The following is a 15,045-nucleotide window of genomic DNA, read 5'->3' on the forward strand; positions in this document are numbered from 1 at the left end:
TAGCCCCGCCGGGACGCCGCGCTGCCGGTAATAGGCCACGAGGTGACGCCTGCCGACCAGGCCAGCCAGGACGAGAGCCAAGACGGATGATTGCTCACTCGGCACGAGCCCAGCACGCATATCGGCTACGAGCGAACTACCGATACCACCTGACGTCACCCGACGCGCCGAGCGGTCAGCGGCAGATGAGGATGCCTTGATCGAATGGTGAAGCGACGTACTGGCGGCATGGCTCTCTCATGAGCCACATCGGGGGTGACCGAGCCGCTTGGCGTGAGCGGATGGGCCTGGAACGAACGGCGCGTGTTGAAGCGGTGGCCGTGACGGACATACCGTCGAGGGATGACCGGGGGTGGGCAGCTTGATCGATGGCATCGTCCGTACGGGCCGACCGTAGACATGGTCCCGGAGTGGCTGGGGCTCGCCGTGTCGGGCGCCGCGATTTCGGGCTGGTTGGTTCTGATGGTGATTCTCGGCATCGAGGGTCGGTTGACCGTCCTCCGGGCCCTGGTGCTGCTGGCGTTGGCCGGTCCGTTCATCCTGGCGGTCTGGCTGCTGCGCCGGGCGCTGCGGGTCGGCCTGTATGTCCGGCCTGCCGGCCTGCGGGTCCAGGACTTCCTCAGGAGCAGGACGTTTCCGTGGCGGTCGATCGGGGCCGTCGAGAGCCGGAGCACCAGGGTCGGCCTGATACTGCCCATCGAGATCGAGGCCGATTTCATCTGGGTCGTGCCGCGCGAGGGCCAACCCGTCCGTACGCCGTTGCGGCGGTTCGGGGGCGGGTTGATCGGCTACTCGCTGAACATGACCAAGGATCTGAGGGGCTGCCGGCTCCTCGACTGGGAGACGTACGACCGGACGCTTCTCGAGCTGCAGGAGCAGGTTCGCGCCGGAGCGGCACGCTAGGAACCCGACCGCCGGCCGGTAGGGACCGGCCGGCGTCCCGGATCGGCTACGAGCAGTTGATCATATTCAGAGTGTTGATCACCGAATTGGTCCGGTACGCTCCCGGCGCGGTGCTGACGCAGGTGTAGTACGCCTGACCCAGCCCCGGAGCCGACCCTGACCCACACCCCGCCCCGGATACCTGGAACTCCTAGAGGACTGGGGCCAGCGGATCGCCGCACGCCGGCGCAGGTCGAAGCCGCAATCTTCCACCTCGCCACAGGGCGCTGAGGAGACCAAGGCCTCATAGCACGGGCGGACCGGTAAACGTTACCGCCGGCGAGAAGCGTGCACTGATCGGCGGCCGGCCTCCCCAAAGGCCCATACTCCGGTTTCAAAGGTCCACCATTTACGATTCGGGCGTACCGACGTTCGAACAGTTACCGAGCCTGGCCGTCTTGCAGACCTGTCCACCCGACGCGCGCATGTCCGGAGCCTGTGGTGGGAGTGGGATCGGCTCCTCCATCGGCGGGAGTTCGGGGACATTCGTGGTACCGGCGCCGACCGGACGACGAGCAGCGATGGTCGCCTGGCGCGAGGCTGTCCGTCAGAGTGAATCGCGCCGCGTGTACGGCGAGTATTCGGCAACGACAACGCCATCGTTCGGTCCTGACCGTTAGGCGGAGATTAATAGCACAATTCAGCGATCTTGCGATACGTCGCAGTTCTACACCCGCGAAGGGTTGAAGCAGTGAGTACGACTATGCCTGCCCCTGACGACGAACCGGATCAGAACCTCGGGCCGGAACCCGCGCAGCCCGAACCGCCAGCGGGCCTGGACTATTCGCGGCGGGTCTATGCCATGGTCATCGATTGGTACAAGGTCGCTGAAACAAAGGCGCAACTGCTACTGACCGCCAATGGTGCGTTTGCAACCGTGTTCTTTGGACTTGTCGCGACGAGCCTGTGGAGGTTGCCGAGCCTCAAGCCCACCATGATGGGGTCCGAGACGTGGTTCTTCCTGGCCGTCGGTGTCGTGGCGCTCAGCGGTGCCGTTGCCTTCGCAGCCGCAGGTCTGCTGTCCCGCCACCAGCACAACATCAAAGCCGACTTCGCGCGACTGGGCATACAGCGAAAGAGGCCGGGAACCTACACGCACGAAGCAGCCTGGTATTTCGGGCACATCGCCTCGTTGAAGTTCGGAGACGCTGTCGACCTGCTGCGCACAGTGGACCAGCAACGAGAGTTCGAAGTACTCACGTATAACGTCGTCGGTCTGTCGCATGTCGTCCTTCGCAAGCATCGACTCGTAAACGCGGGCTGGTTTCTGACCGCTGTCTCGATAGTTGCGATGATCGCCACTACGCTCAGCTTCTTCATCCGAAGCCAGATCTGAAGCCGGTACGCGATTCTTGGTGCTGGCCGTACGAACGATAGCTCGGCTGACCGCTGGCGGGAGCGGGATGAGCACGACCTTTCCGCCTTTGTCGCGTACGCGCAGGACGCGGTGGCCGTGCTCCTCACCGAGATCGCTGACGCTGGAGCCGCACGATTTGAAGACGCGTAGGCCGAGTAGTCCCAGGAGAGCGATGGGGGGCGAAGTCTTTCGGGTTGATCGACAGCCGGGCGATGGTGATCAGAGCCTCGAACTGCAGGTGCCCGAGCCCGAGCGTGGGCGATTCAGCGGGGACAGGTGGTCGGCGGGCGAGTGCGGCAGAACGCCGTCGATGACGCACACGCGATAGAACCGACCACGATCGACAGTCGGCGGGACATCGTCGACGGCTGGAACCGGCGGACCTCCTGCAGCCACCGCAGTGGCGCTCGATGTCGGTCCGGACCGCTGCCAGCGGCGGCAGGGGTAGGCGGCGATCGCCGCTCGCAACACGAGTTGATCAGAAGACACAACGCTGGCGGCGGAGACAGATTAGACAGCCATATTGACCCGTGCGTCGCGGGGGTCGTCAGCGCCATTACGCACGCAGCGGCAGAAGCGGATGCTGAGGTCACTGAGTTGGACCGATCTTCAGAGATCGGCCAAGGTATGACTGATTCCGAGCCCACGCCTGGCTGCAACGTAGAACTCGTCTCGTGCTGTACCGGTCGCAGCAAGGGCGCGACTCCATTCATCGGGACTGCTGTTGCATCCGAGTGCGAAGGGGTCCAACCGCCATGCGCTTTGCTGCCATTGACGGGCGGCGGCGATGGTGTCCGCATCGCCGAGGAGAAGCATCGTTTCCCATTTGTGCGAACGCTCGCTCGCGGCGAGCTCTAGTTCCTGAAGACCCACAACCGGGTCGATTGCCAACGAGCCCGAGGGAAGGCCTCGACCCGCTGCGATCCGCGTAATTATAAAGATATATCGTTTGACGGCCTCTCCGTAGGCGGCATAGGCCTCGAGCCGGTCGGAGTCCCACCTGGTCTGTTGGCTGCGGCGCCAGCGTGTTCGCTCGCCAAGGGATGTTGCGGTGAACGAGAGCAACGCGCCCACGACGACGCCGATAAGGGGCGAGATTTGATCGAGGGATCCAGTCATCCCGCCGCCATCCGTAGACTCGATCATGGTGCATCCGTGCCGCTCTATTGTTGCGCCGAGGGCCGAGTTGGCCTAGACCCCAGAGGATGAACCAGTGCACGAGTTAATCGATCGGGTCGTCACCCCGGCGGCGGATGAGGTCCACACCCCACACGTCAGCGCTTGATCGATTGGAGGTGCCCGGCGGAGAGCCGCGTTGGCATGACGCAGCATCGAGGCGGGGACGCTAAGCCGGCGGCATGACAGACAGGACGCCAAGATCGCGCTCCCGATTGGCGGGTTAGCCTGCTCGCCTGAGCCCACCAACCAGTAGATCGATAGATCCTGAAACGCTCGTTCTCTGTCCGACAGGAGTAGGCATGACCAGCCGCCGTCCGGTCAGCAAACACGAGCCGCCTACTATGGCCAGGCCATCGCCATCCTCGCCGCCATCGGCATGGCCATCTTCGGCACCGGCGCGATGGCCGCCACCTGGCCCGATCCTGAACTTGCACTCGAAGCGTCCGCCAAAACACTGCCGCTGCTGTGCGGGCTGGTTGGCTGGGGTTTCGCCGCGGTGTTGCTAGCGATCGGGCTGTGCGTGCCGGTGTGGGCGCCGCGTTCGTAGCCTCTCCAGTTCGCCCGATCAACGAGCGAAATGCGGCAAATGAGGATGCCGTGCTGCCAGCGGACAAGTGCAGAGATCACCCGCCGCAGCCAACTATTTGTCCGATGGCAGGTTGAAGACGTGCCCGAGTCCAGAAAGACTTGTTCGGCGATCATTCCGGCTTCACGTAGAGAGATAACGAGGTCGGGTGATCGTGCATCGCCGAAGCCGGTCCGTCGAAGAGATGCGGCCGACCGGTCGATGCGGGCGACGACCCTAAGACGTACGAAGGGTTTAATGCTCTGCTTGCAGAAGTTTTCGGCCGTGTGGATAGCCGCGCGTATCGCCGTTGTGTGCAGCTTACTGGTGGGAATCGGCGGCTGCTCCGATGATCACTCGACCAGCCATCGGTCGATCGGAGCGGGCGTAACCGTTGTGAGTGATCGACTTCCGGCCGGCCTGAAGGCAGTCGCGGCAACCGGCGTGTCCCCACCTCTGCAGGCCGTGACACCGCTGGCTCCGGCTGCCGAGATCACGTCGCGGGAGCGGCCGGCTGAGCCGCTGCGGCTGGAGTTCGCCCTAAATCAGAAGTCGCCGCACGACGACGGCTCGGTCGTGATAGCCACGGCTGAGTCGGCCCAGGGACCGTGGACTCTCGTGGCCGCGGATGTCTCCGAGGACGGATCCACCGCTCGTGTCACCACCGACCACCTATCGTGGTGGCAGCCCCTGCGGATCGACGTCGGAGCCGCGGTCCGCGAGCTCAACGACAGCCTCTTCGCGGGCATCACGGGCAACCTGACCGCCGAGGCCACCCATCCCACATGTCAGAACGAAGCAGCCGCGCGCGCGGACGGGTACAGCATCACCTCGTCGACGAACGACACCCTCTACTGGTGCTTCGGCGTCGAGGGAAACCAGCGGATTCTGAGGGTCGCCAACCGCTTACGCTACCCGCTAGAGGCCGCCCACCCGGGGCTGACGACCCGGGCGGCGGGCCGAGTACAGCTGGAGTTGCAGCAGCTTGCCCGGCTGGGATCCGGTGAGAAATCTCTGCTGTTTCCGTTCGACCAGGCTGAGTTCACCGTCGCGGTGGAGCCGGGCAAGAGCGCCTCGCTGTCGACCGCTTACTCCGGTTACGCGCAGAGCCTGGCCCAACTGCAGTTCGGTGTTGAGGTCCTCCTCAGCCTGCTGACCCGCTTCGGGGCCGGCCCCCCGAGCAACGGACAGGCCGGGTTCAACCGCACCGTCGTCATCATGGACGAGCTGCTCACCGGCGCCGGTTGCGCCGACGCCGTCCGCAGTGTCAACGTCGGCCAGGTCATCACGCAGTGCTTCAGCCCCAAGCAGATCATTGAGGCGTTCGGATGGCAGGGACTGCTGCTCGCGCCGGTTGTCGCCGTTGGTTCGGTACTGGAATACTTCCGCAGCTCGTTCAATGCGCTCGGCGACTTGTTCAACGATCGGGCCGAATACCAGGTACAAATCCGCCGGACCGGCCCGACGCTGCCGTCGTGTCCCGACAAGCAGCAGATCGAGGCGATCGTCCGCGCCTACCCCGCGTCGCCCCGGATCGAGCGGGCAACTGTGGAATCGGCCGTAACCTGTGACGCCGGCTGGGCGAGCGCGACCGTGACCATGCAACTCGCCGGCATCGAATCGCCGAACAACATCGTCGGTGGGTCAGCCGTCGTCCGCATGCGCAACGGTCGGTGGGAGGTCGTGGAGATCGGTCAGGACCTCACGGGCACCGTCGCCTGCCGCGAGGCACCGCCCAAAGTACGCGCTGCGATCGCCTGTGGGTAACCGACCAGACGGACTGTCCGATTGAGGCTGTAACTGGTCTGGTCTAACACGCTGGGCTTGGCTTGGCGAAAGGACACGCAATGACCGAGATGATCGAGACGGCGAAGGCGCAATCCGCTGCCCCTCTCCTCCGTTTCAAGGTCGAGTCGGCGCATCCTGACCCAGCATTGCCTGCGAACCTCAACTCGCGCGCAGTTTGTCGGCGCGTCACCAGCGGCATATCCGGATACGCGATCAAGCGCAGCCGCCGGGCGAGAGCACTGCAAGAGGAACTACCCGCCGCGACTCGGCGTTCTCGGCCCGCAGCCGTTTCAACTCGTCCCGCTCGACCGTCGACAGTTGCTCGGACCTCTCGCCGCGGTCGGCTTCCTCCTGCCGGGACCCAGGTCCGAAGCGCCTCAGGGTCACACCCAGATTCCGGGCGACGTGGGATAGCGGCCGGTCGGACTCGCGAGCGAGCCGCGCCGCCCGATCACGCAACTCCTGCGGATACTTCCTCGGAGCAGCCATTCAAGGTTCTCCCTTCAACCAGAACGATCATCCTGGTAACAGGGCCATCGCCGGCGGGTGGCCCAGGCGGCGGATGTCGATCGCGGCGTCAATGAGCGCCCGCGCGACCTGCGGAGCAGTGCGGTAGCGGCGCACCAGTTGGGGACACGGGCCAGGTACTGGGTGATCCGGGCGTGTACGGCTCGGTCGGCGGCGTGACGCAGCAGTCGATCGCCGGCTGCGGCGGCGTGTACCGCGGTGTTCCTGGTGTCGGATCCGCCGAGGCGGCGGAGGGGCGCGGTGCGGCTTGCGCTGCTGGCTGACGACGGCCCGACGTGTGGCTTCTTCTCCTGGGACGGCACCGTCGCGCAGTGGTGGCTCTTTACGGCGAATTTATCCGGTCGCGTCGAGAATTCCCGTTACGAGTACCGTCGATCGGGGGATTTGATGAAGGTGGTATTGCGCACCGTGGTGGCCCTCGCCGTTCTGGCCGCCGTGCTGTACACGGTGTCGGTCGGGGCACAGCAGCACCTCGCCGATCTGGCGAATGTCTATAACCACGGCGGATGAGCGCGCGGTGGTGCGTCGTGTGGCGCGGGGCCGAACTCGGGTACCGCGACGAACGCTGACGTGCCGCCGCTGCCGCCGCAACTTCATGTTCGCCGCCGAGCAGCAACCCTACTGGTACGACCCAACTTGAGAACCTTCTGAGCCTCCTGCTCACTCGGAAAGGCGCCAGCCTGGTAGAAGATGTTGCCGTCACGGCCGCCGATCAGGACCGGTTCGAACACCAACTCTGCTTCCGGCACCCCAGCCAAGCTAGCCGGACAGGTGAAGGTGCGACGCCCGCTCATCGGCCTCACGGCGGCAGATGAGAACACTGATGAAGCGTGCACGGAGAGTGGATCGGGCGGTCGGTAGACCGGGTTTGCTTGTACTTCACTCGATGCGTCTTCGGTCAGCGGACCGGTTCGGCGGGCTCCACCAACACGTCGCGCGTCTCGCGGAAGCTGATCGGCCCGGCGACGACCCGATCGATGGGCGGCCAGTCGAAGCGGCGGTCGAGGATTGCCGCGATGGCGGGATACCGGGCGAGGTTGTACTGAGCTTGAGCGAAGTAGGCGAGAGCGACCGCAGCCAGGCCGAGGAGAAGAAACCACGCGCTGAGGCGGATCGCCAGAACAACCGCCAGAGCAGCGACGGGTATCACCAGACCCGACCTGAACTCTGCCTCGGCCCTACGCCTTTCGCGGGCATCGTGGACATCTGGAAGGTCGACCTCGGGTGAACCGGCGACATGCCTCTCCCAGACGAGATCGTCGACGTGATCGGTTCGGACGACGATCTGCTCCATGATCTGCACGCGGACGCGCGCACTGCGTCCCGCCCGTTCAATCAACTGGTCCTCAGTCCATCGCTCGAACGGACCGTGGAGCGGAATCTCCGCTCGTCGTGCCTCCTCATACAGGGAGGCCACGCGTCGATCTACGTCGTCCCGGAACTCCATCTCGGAGATGTAGCGCTCGCCGAGCCGGTACACGAGCGCCGAATCGAACACCCGCGTGATCGCTGTTACCCGGTAGCTGCCCGGGTCGATGAACTGAAACCTCCTCGGAACTTTCCTAACGACGAGGTCGCCGAGCCTGATCAGGCCGTTCATGGTGGCGACGCAGAAAATGCCCGCCACATACCCGACCAATGCCGCGCCGGCGAGTGCCACGGGTTTTCCGACGATGTCGACCAGGTGGTAGACGTCCGCGACCAGACCCGACGCCTCAGCTGCGGCGGCAAGGCAGGCGCCCACCACAACCAGCCCACCACGAGGAGGATCAGCCCAGCGGCCAACGGCGCCCGTGCATCTCTCAGTTCGCGCTGCCCGGAAAGGGCACTCCCGAGAGCGCCTTGTAGATGTCGTGGTATCGCTGTTTGGCCGTCGACGCCGGTGTTGATGGCGCTGGCAAGTTGCGCGCGTAGTCATGCCAGTATGCCGCGACGCTGGTGCTCTGCTTCAGTACCACGTCGGGCAGCGCCGAACCCGGCCAGAACTGAAGGAGGTACCGATCCGGCAGCGGACGGGTATCCCATCCCGACCCGGAATCGATCGCGGGAGTATCCTGCATACCGACTGCACTGTACCGGACGCGGTAGTCGACCTGGTCGAGTTCGAACGGCCAAGACTGCTCCGTCGTGGACTGCACGAGCGCCAACTGGGGCGAACGCGGGGCGAACGACACCTCGACGACGTCCTCCCACACCCGGTCGACGGGCGGCTCCCTGTCATGCAGTTCGACGGTGAACTCGACTTCGCCGGTATGTGATCCGGTGATCAGAGTCAACACTCCCGGCCAGGCGGCGCCACACAGCCCATTGGACTGACCGGCGAAGGATACTTCGAGCCACAGCTGCTCGGTCGGGTCGGACATCACGTAGATCTGCGAGTACTCAACAACAACGTCTCCGCTGAACAACGTAGGCATCCCCTCTCCCCGTCCACCCGCCGTATCGGGCGACGATACCTAAACCGGCACCTGCCAGGCGGCCAGGTCAGGGCGGCCGCAAAAGTGGAGCCACCGTGTGGAGCCGCCAAGCGGGGCAGGCTGCCGGGTTCCGCGGAGGTTCCGTATGGGACACGGAGTCGCTCCTGACCGACCAGGACCTCCAGATCGCCATCGAGCACCTCTGTCTGCGGCTGCGCGAGTTCTTCAAACTCCCTGAGGCCGCCCCTCGGTGACGCGAGCACAATCGATGTGTGGCAGCCGACCAGTCGCGGGTCTGGACGTGTACGGCCGGCGGGTCGAAGGGACGCGGCGAGGAAGTACCGTTCACTGCTGTGGATGTGGCCGACTTCTGGCGGTTCCTGGAGCGCTCCGGTGAGGCAACGACCCACCCGCAGCGCAGAGCGGACTGGCTGGAGCACCGACTCAGCCGTGTCGCTCCGGATCACATCGTGGACTTCCAGATCCATGTCGACACCGCACGTCGCCCCATCGACACCTGGGACATGCTCGGCGCCGCCAACCAGATCATGGACGGCCTGTGCAGCGGCGACTCGTTCTGGTACTTCCAGCCATGGCTCATCGGCCAAGGGCAGCACTGGTGGCAGCACGCCGCACAGCACCCGGACAACCTCGCCGACCTGCCCGCGGTACAGGCCCTCGCCGGTCGCCGCCCACAGGACTGGCCCGACTCCGAATGGCCCCACTGGGAGGACCTGTCGTCCGCGGCCGCCCGCGCCTACGACCATGTCACCGGCCACAACGACGGCATCGACGACGCACTCGCCGAGCGCGGGCACCGGCGCCCCTCGGAACCGGAGATAGCCGGCACGTCGTGGGATACCGACAGTCTCGCCATGATCAAAAGGCGCCTGCCACGGCTGAGCCGGATGTTCCCGCGTCACCGCCATTTCCATGCCTGAACACCGACGTCTCGCGCAGACAGCAACCGACCCGACCTCTCAAACGAGCACACAGCGGCAGAAGTGCGCACGTGATCGAGGCTACCGGCGGCGCCGAATGAGGCCGCGTAACGTCGGTGACGGCGCCCTGTCGCCATTGCCGATTAGCCAGTTGCTCATGGCGGCAACGGCTGGGGCAGGTTCACGCTGACCGATCGTGCACAGGAGGTTGCTTTGGCCGATGAGCTGGATGTCTGGCGGCGGGCGCTCGCCGCTGACGACCCGGTTGAGGATCTCCGTGCCGCCGCTCAGGATCGACTGGCCGCCGGAGAGTCACGCGACCGCGTGATCGAGCAACTGACACAGTTGGTCCTCGAGCTACGCCAAGAGCAGCGGCCCGACGAGGACGAGGATCCGGTCCTGGATGTCCTCGACATGCTGACCGGCTGGTGCGCACCTGGCTCCGCTATCTGACTCGGCCGACGCGGGCACACCCGAACTCCCGCCGGTCGCCGAGCTGCGCCAGGAGCCAAATGTGCGCGCCGCGCCGCGCCTCGGTCGGTCGGCCGTCGCCTGCCGGTCCGCCGAGTGATCGACGTCAACGACACTGAGGAGAAACTGGCCCTGCCGAAGACGACTGAACCTTCACACGATGATCACCAAAGCGGTTCTGATGCCGGATACGTTTGCCGGCATGAGATCAGCCGCGGTGATCGCCAACGTCGTCTGCCTCTGCATCGCGTACGGCATCCGGGTCTTCGACGATGGCGCACTCGCGGCCTGGTCCGGCACCGCCCTGTACACCTGCGTCGTGTACGGCGTCATCGTGTTCGCCCGGCCCACGATCCGGCCGTTGGCCGCTTTTGCAGGCGCCACAGGATTCAGCTGGTTCATGGAACTGTCCCAGTTGACCCCGGTTCCCGGCTACCTGTCGGCACGAAGCATCCTCGCGCGGCAGGTATTTGGCGCCCAGTTCGACCCGAACGACCTGCCCTGGTACCCAGCCGGGGCGCTCCTGATGATGGCGGCCCACACGGTCTACCGCCGGGTCAGGCAAACCGGCTCAGCGCGAACAGGATCGTCAGATACAGCAACGGACCCAGCGACCCCATCGCCTGTGTGAGGACGGGCAAGGCCCCCGCTCGCCCCGCACCATCCCGGCCATCCAAGAAAACGCCCTATTCGAAGTTCACGATGGGATTGCGGCAGGAGCCACAGTTGGGGTCCAACCCGGTGCCGGTCGAGCGCATGTAGGGCACGTTCACTCTTGGACCGGGTTCCAGCGCGGGCACCCGATCGCCAAGGCCCGCGTCGACCTGACCGGCCCGCTGATGTACGCCGACGGCATCCACGACAGCCTCTACCGATCCGGCAGCGTCACGCTCCTGGCCGATCCGGCGCTCGCGCGGGTCGTGCCGATCCGGCCCGGCCTGCCAGCCGCCGAGCCCGTTCGGCAAAGCCGCCTGACCACGCTCTTCGCGGCTATGAGCGGATACGTGATCATGTGCGCTGGAACCGATTTGTCGACGGAGCAGGCGGGCAGATCCTCGTCGTTGGCGATGAACGGCATCGTGAAGCGCGCCGACCGACGTCGCCCGGTCACCCCGGGGATGGGTAGACGAACAGCCTCGGCGGCGGTTCGTCGCGTGGGCTGGCGGGGAACACTGCTTCGCATGGGCGCGACATGGCGGATGCAGAAGGATGGGCGCGAGGTTACCGGCGCGGAGGCGGTGAAGGCGATCGGTGACGCCGGTGAGACGTGGTTCGAGTGCGAGGACGGGCGTCTGCTCAGTGTCACCACGAACGGGAAGCGGGCGCTGGTCATGCTGCTGCGGGAGGCGGGCGACGACGGTGAGCACGCGATCGACCCGGATCAGTCGGGTCAGCAGGACGGCTACGTTCTCGGCAACGGCCAGAATGACGTCTACGCGAACCGGGACACTGTCGCGCTCGACATCGCGAGCACTGTCGTCGAACAGCTCATCGATCGGGACGAGCGGCCGGCGGACGTCAGATGGCAGATTGACCGGGCACCGGAGTGACACGCTCGGCGGCCGCGTCACCGTCGCGCGGTGCCCGGCAAGGCGGGGGTGCGCCGGCACCGGCCTGGTTACAAGTTCGCCGCGCTCGACGAGGTAAAACGCGGTTAACCCAAGTCCGCAGTGATCGAACACCGGCACGTTGCGCCAGGCTCCACGCTCCTCGCCGAGGTCGGCGCGACGTCGCACGAGTTGCCGTGACCGGGCCGGAGACCAACGCCCACATCGCGGCTAAATGAGGACGTCGTGATCAGGACGGGTTCTCAGCATCAGTCGCGGCCCGCCGGGCCGCCCACGCCAACTCGAGTCCCCGTTCGGCTGCTGGCCTGGACGCGCCAGTGGTCGGCCAGGGCCAGGGCATCGATTCGAACCGGCGTCGCGGATGAATGAACGGCGCAGGACTACCATAGATGCATGTCAACCCGGGTGCCGGGGCCTCTGCGCCAAGCCGTGCGTGGCCGGCGCGGCGGCTGGCGGTTACGCAACACTCCGGGGGGCGCGTGGAGCCCGTTCGTGCTCCTGGGCTGGGTTGCGACGCTGATTATCGCCGCGGCATTGGAGATAACCGGGTTCCTCGTACTGCTGCTTCCCATGACCTTGCTGTCGTTCAACATGCTGATCGTCGCCGCGGCCATGCTGCTCGCGTTCGGCCTCTGGATGGCAATCAGCATCGGCGGCCTCAAACTGGGTTGGGCGGCGCTGCGCTTCCCGTTCGAGTTCACGCGGCTTGACCTGCAACTGAACCGCCGGGTGCCGACAATCACCGCCGCCGGGTGGGTCCGTCGCCGCGTGGTCCGCGTCGAGGATCTCACCGCGGTGTTCGTGCGCCAGTCCGATACCGACCTGGAACTGGCACTTCGTGCGGGTAACCAAACCGTCGTGGTGCCCGCGGCGGTCATCGGTCCCCTGCGGTACGCGGATCCGGCGCTGTTGGCCGGCTGGCTCGGCGAGGTCCTGGCCGCGTGGGAGGTGCCGGTGCGGCACTATCGCGGCCTGATCGAACCGGAGGTCAGCAGGCCAACCTGGTTGCACGTCGGCCGGGTGGCCCAGCTGTGGCAGGTGCCGGTGGACGACGTCTGCCAGATCGCCGACCGCCACGACATCCACATGCGCACCGAGCGCGGTCTGCCGGTCCTGGACACTTACGCCGTCGAGGCCGTCGTCGACGGTCCACGACCGAAGCACAACGTCACTACGCTCCGCTAACCGCTCCACCTGCGGAGTAAACCATCCGTCGGCGACTGCAGATCCGGGTGCGCTTCATCGCACGCGAGCTGCCGTCACGGTCGGCGAGTGGTGTGTGCCGAGCGACTGGCCGGCCGAGCGTGGGAGCCGGCTATCGACCGTTAGGGAGTCGGGTAGCCGAGTCGGCTCCGAATGCCGACAAGGCTCCTCCGCCCGATCTCCCGGACCACCTTCCCGGTCTTATCCGCCGTGCTTCGGCAGGCGTCGACGGTGGCATCGACTCTACGGCCGACGGCGAACTTCACCTGGAAGGCCGGCCTCGGAACGGGCTTCTCGCGTCCCTTCGGGACTGCTCTGAGCAGCGGCACGAGCTCGCGCACACGAGCGTCGACCCAGGCCGCACGGATGCTGTGGTCACACGTGCCTACCGGTGGAACCTCGATCGAAACGAAAGCGAGTCCGAGAAACTCACTCAGCCGCAGCTCCCACTGCTGCCACGTCTCGTCATCCTGCTTGCTGACGTCGAAATTGTAGGCGGCGAGATACCACAGCACTACAGCATCACCAACGCCAACCATGATCGGCAACGAGGCCCCACCCCTCGCGGCGAGGTCCGTCAGCGCTTCGCCCAGACGGTCCATCCAGTCCTGCCAGCGCGTGAAGGAATCGCCGGCTGGGTCGTCGACCGTTGGCCCCAACAGCACCAGGGCGGAGTCGCATTTGAGCAGTCCAAGCGTGGCGACGGTGGGGACGCCTGTCGTCTTGGGAGCTACAGACGCTGCCAGCGGATCAAGATTCGTAGCGGGGATAAACTCCACGTCGACGAAAATCTCGAAACCCTCCGAACGGAGTCGCTCAACGACCTTCGGAACCAGATCACGGTGCTCCGCGACCCGGTACGAGATGAAGATTCGTCGGACTTCGTCATCCGTATCCATACCCCACTCTCGCAGGTTTGCGGCTTCGACCGACCGGACAGTGTGTTGGGGATTCGTCCGTGAGCCCTTGCTGCATGCGTCGCAACACGCCGGACGATCACCCCGGCCTCCGCTGCGTGCGCGTGACCTGATCCCACACGGACGGCGGCAGAAGAGTGAGCCTTGATCGACTCGTTTGCCCGGCCTGACAGTTTGGTGTGGCCTGATGGCGGCGGTGAGCAGCTAGGGTCGCTTCAATGCCGGAAACCTTCGATGATCTATTCCGGGCACGTCGCCGGTTCCCTGTCGGCGATCGGGTACGAGGAATTGTCTCTGCCATCCCGATGGGACCGGGACGAGCAGGTGTGCTGGTGGACCTGGGCCATCCGCCGGAAGGCTGGGTCGACATGCTGCACCTGCCGTTTGACCCGTCGCAGTGGCCGGTGGTCGGCCGTTCCGGGCTGTTTGAGGTGTTGCAGCATCGGCCAGGGCAGGTACGACTGTTTCCGCTGGACGCCGGGATGCGTGGGCCGAGGACGCGGTATTCGCGGTGGTCGGGTGCGGAATGGGCTGTAGTCACCCGGCGGTATCCGCTGGGTGCGCTGGTCCTCGGCATGGTTACCGACGTCTTCCCCGGCAACCGCGAGTACGCGGTCAGCTTCGACGACTGCGGGTCGGTCATCGAGTACGACGACCACGAACCTGTGGTCGGCTCGACCGGCCGGTTCCGGGTCACCCGTCACCTGGAGTGGACCCACCGGATCTTGCTGACGGCAGCGCCGGAGCCGCCACAACGGCGCAGCCCGAAGACAGCGCGATCGGCCGCAGATCCGCACGGCCGCGCTCGTCGCGGCTATGAGCGGAAGCTGCGGTCGCGGTGATGGCGCAGGATGTCGGTCATGACGGAGAACTCGTTGACCGTGCCGGCGTACAACCCGGCGATCGGAGTCGTGGCGCCGGCTGAAGGCGGCACCGTTACCGTTGAGATCGTCGACGGATCGGTCGAGATCTTCGGCGACTCCGCCGGTCTTCGCGATCTCGCACGGATGTGCCTAGCGTTGGCGGATCCACGAGCACCAGACGGTGCCCACATCCACCTCGACGCCGGCATCAACCCGCTTGACCATGGATCCGCTTCCCTCATGCTGGCACGGCACAGTTTGCCGCCGACGCCATAGCCACACTTCAGATCCGCGAACCGCGCGCAG

18 protein-coding genes are annotated in these 15,045 nt (G+C 65.6%); 13 read left to right on the forward strand and 5 right to left on the reverse strand.

The features are described 5' to 3' along the window. The first annotated feature begins 399 nt into the window (after positions 1-399). A complete protein-coding gene (locus Vau01_RS61995; RefSeq protein WP_204014742.1) occupies positions 400-903 on the forward strand; it encodes a PH domain-containing protein in 504 nt (167 codons plus the stop codon). 742 nt (positions 904-1,645) lie between these two features. After that, entirely contained in the window at positions 1,646-2,278 is a 633-nt protein-coding gene (locus tag Vau01_RS62000; RefSeq protein WP_204014745.1) for a Pycsar system effector family protein, read from the forward strand. A gap of 630 nt (positions 2,279-2,908) precedes the next feature. Here the strand turns inward: Vau01_RS62000 and Vau01_RS62005 are convergent. Continuing rightward, complete coding sequence (locus tag Vau01_RS62005; RefSeq protein WP_204014748.1) at positions 2,909-3,445, reverse strand: hypothetical protein; 537 nt, start codon at positions 3,443-3,445, stop codon at positions 2,909-2,911. Between the two features lie 409 nt (positions 3,446-3,854). Here Vau01_RS62005 and Vau01_RS62010 point away from each other — a divergent pair, with 409 nt between their 5' ends. Together Vau01_RS62010 and Vau01_RS62015 are read left to right on the forward strand one after the other, a co-directional pair. Next, positions 3,855-4,025 carry a hypothetical protein gene (locus Vau01_RS62010; protein ID WP_204014750.1) on the forward strand — a complete coding sequence of 57 codons (171 nt, stop codon included), beginning with the start codon at positions 3,855-3,857 and terminating at the stop codon, positions 4,023-4,025. A gap of 285 nt (positions 4,026-4,310) precedes the next feature. Continuing rightward, entirely contained in the window at positions 4,311-5,810 is a 1,500-nt protein-coding gene (locus tag Vau01_RS62015) for a hypothetical protein (protein ID WP_204014752.1), read from the forward strand. Positions 5,811-6,044: 234 nt separating this feature from the next. Here the strand turns inward: Vau01_RS62015 and Vau01_RS65635 are convergent, their stop codons facing one another. Continuing rightward, positions 6,045-6,320: a transposase gene (locus Vau01_RS65635; protein ID WP_204014762.1), complete on the reverse strand. Its 276-nt coding sequence runs from the start codon at positions 6,318-6,320 to the stop codon at positions 6,045-6,047. 279 nt (positions 6,321-6,599) lie between these two features. Here Vau01_RS65635 and Vau01_RS62025 point away from each other — a divergent pair, with 279 nt between their 5' ends. After that, complete coding sequence (locus Vau01_RS62025) at positions 6,600-6,869, forward strand: hypothetical protein (RefSeq protein WP_204014765.1); 270 nt, start codon at positions 6,600-6,602, stop codon at positions 6,867-6,869. Then, a complete protein-coding gene (locus tag Vau01_RS65640; protein WP_373320512.1) occupies positions 6,847-6,999 on the forward strand; it encodes a zinc-ribbon domain containing protein in 153 nt (50 codons plus the stop codon). The genes Vau01_RS62025 and Vau01_RS65640 overlap by 23 nt, the downstream gene beginning before the upstream one ends. Positions 7,000-7,257: 258 nt before the next feature. On the opposite strand, the gene Vau01_RS62035 is transcribed toward Vau01_RS65640, so the two are convergent. Both Vau01_RS62035 and Vau01_RS62040 read right to left on the reverse strand, forming a co-directional pair. Then, positions 7,258-8,106 carry a hypothetical protein gene (locus Vau01_RS62035; protein WP_204014771.1) on the reverse strand — a complete coding sequence of 283 codons (849 nt, stop codon included), beginning with the start codon at positions 8,104-8,106 and terminating at the stop codon, positions 7,258-7,260. 55 nt (positions 8,107-8,161) lie between these two features. Further along, positions 8,162-8,776, reverse strand: coding sequence for a hypothetical protein (locus Vau01_RS62040; protein WP_204014773.1), 615 nt, complete (start codon positions 8,774-8,776; stop codon positions 8,162-8,164). A gap of 272 nt (positions 8,777-9,048) precedes the next feature. Here Vau01_RS62040 and Vau01_RS62045 point away from each other — a divergent pair, with 272 nt between their 5' ends. The 5 genes from Vau01_RS62045 (at position 9,049) to Vau01_RS62065 (ending at position 12,941) form a co-directional block, all read left to right on the forward strand. Further along, positions 9,049-9,717: a DUF4240 domain-containing protein gene (locus Vau01_RS62045; RefSeq protein WP_204014776.1), complete on the forward strand. Its 669-nt coding sequence runs from the start codon at positions 9,049-9,051 to the stop codon at positions 9,715-9,717. Between the two features lie 213 nt (positions 9,718-9,930). Then, the gene (locus Vau01_RS62050) at positions 9,931-10,170 is read left to right on the forward strand and encodes a hypothetical protein (RefSeq protein ID WP_204014779.1); all 240 of its coding nucleotides are present in this window, start codon (positions 9,931-9,933) and stop codon (positions 10,168-10,170) included. A 178-nt stretch (positions 10,171-10,348) separates the two neighbouring features. Next, complete coding sequence (locus tag Vau01_RS62055) at positions 10,349-10,819, forward strand: ribosomal maturation YjgA family protein (RefSeq protein WP_204014782.1); 471 nt, start codon at positions 10,349-10,351, stop codon at positions 10,817-10,819. A 208-nt stretch (positions 10,820-11,027) separates the two neighbouring features. Further along, positions 11,028-11,738, forward strand: a complete 711-nt coding sequence (locus tag Vau01_RS62060) for a hypothetical protein (protein ID WP_204014785.1) — start codon at positions 11,028-11,030, stop codon at positions 11,736-11,738. 411 nt (positions 11,739-12,149) lie between these two features. Continuing rightward, positions 12,150-12,941: a hypothetical protein gene (locus Vau01_RS62065; RefSeq protein WP_204014788.1), complete on the forward strand. Its 792-nt coding sequence runs from the start codon at positions 12,150-12,152 to the stop codon at positions 12,939-12,941. Positions 12,942-13,081: 140 nt separating this feature from the next. Here Vau01_RS62065 and Vau01_RS62070 read toward each other — a convergent pair whose 3' ends face one another. Then, positions 13,082-13,858, reverse strand: a complete 777-nt coding sequence (locus Vau01_RS62070) for a hypothetical protein (RefSeq protein WP_204014790.1) — start codon at positions 13,856-13,858, stop codon at positions 13,082-13,084. Positions 13,859-14,094: 236 nt separating this feature from the next. Between Vau01_RS62070 and Vau01_RS62075 the strand changes: the two genes are divergently transcribed. Further along, positions 14,095-14,718 (forward strand): hypothetical protein, encoded by a 624-nt coding sequence (locus Vau01_RS62075; RefSeq protein ID WP_204014793.1) that lies wholly within the window; start codon positions 14,095-14,097, stop codon positions 14,716-14,718. 18 nt (positions 14,719-14,736) lie between these two features. Then, positions 14,737-15,015 (forward strand): Imm32 family immunity protein, encoded by a 279-nt coding sequence (locus Vau01_RS62080; RefSeq protein WP_204014795.1) that lies wholly within the window; start codon positions 14,737-14,739, stop codon positions 15,013-15,015. The last annotated feature ends 30 nt before the right edge of the window (positions 15,016-15,045 follow it).

This window comes from Virgisporangium aurantiacum (assembly GCF_016863635.1).
Taxonomy (GTDB): domain Bacteria; phylum Actinomycetota; class Actinomycetes; order Mycobacteriales; family Micromonosporaceae; genus Virgisporangium; species Virgisporangium aurantiacum.

Excerpts from the sequence above, each read along its gene's own strand:
- Vau01_RS65635 (WP_204014762.1), bottom strand. The coding sequence starts at position 6,320 with ATGGCTGCTCCGAGGAAGTATCCGCAGGAGTTGCGTGATCGGGCGGCG.
- Vau01_RS62065 (WP_204014788.1), top strand. The coding sequence starts at position 12,150 with ATGTCAACCCGGGTGCCGGGGCCTCTGCGCCAAGCCGTGCGTGGCCGG.
- Vau01_RS62070 (WP_204014790.1), bottom strand. The coding sequence starts at position 13,858 with ATGGATACGGATGACGAAGTCCGACGAATCTTCATCTCGTACCGGGTC.
- Vau01_RS61995 (WP_204014742.1), top strand. The coding sequence starts at position 400 with ATGGTCCCGGAGTGGCTGGGGCTCGCCGTGTCGGGCGCCGCGATTTCG.
- Vau01_RS62005 (WP_204014748.1), bottom strand. The coding sequence starts at position 3,445 with ATGATCGAGTCTACGGATGGCGGCGGGATGACTGGATCCCTCGATCAA.
- Vau01_RS65640 (WP_373320512.1), top strand. The coding sequence starts at position 6,847 with ATGTCTATAACCACGGCGGATGAGCGCGCGGTGGTGCGTCGTGTGGCG.
- Vau01_RS62060 (WP_204014785.1), top strand. The coding sequence starts at position 11,028 with ATGTACGCCGACGGCATCCACGACAGCCTCTACCGATCCGGCAGCGTC.
- Vau01_RS62075 (WP_204014793.1), top strand. The coding sequence starts at position 14,095 with ATGCCGGAAACCTTCGATGATCTATTCCGGGCACGTCGCCGGTTCCCT.
- Vau01_RS62000 (WP_204014745.1), top strand. The coding sequence starts at position 1,646 with ATGCCTGCCCCTGACGACGAACCGGATCAGAACCTCGGGCCGGAACCC.
- Vau01_RS62010 (WP_204014750.1), top strand. The coding sequence starts at position 3,855 with ATGGCCATCTTCGGCACCGGCGCGATGGCCGCCACCTGGCCCGATCCT.
- Vau01_RS62040 (WP_204014773.1), bottom strand. The coding sequence starts at position 8,776 with ATGCCTACGTTGTTCAGCGGAGACGTTGTTGTTGAGTACTCGCAGATC.
- Vau01_RS62080 (WP_204014795.1), top strand. The coding sequence starts at position 14,737 with ATGACGGAGAACTCGTTGACCGTGCCGGCGTACAACCCGGCGATCGGA.
- Vau01_RS62055 (WP_204014782.1), top strand. The coding sequence starts at position 10,349 with ATGATCACCAAAGCGGTTCTGATGCCGGATACGTTTGCCGGCATGAGA.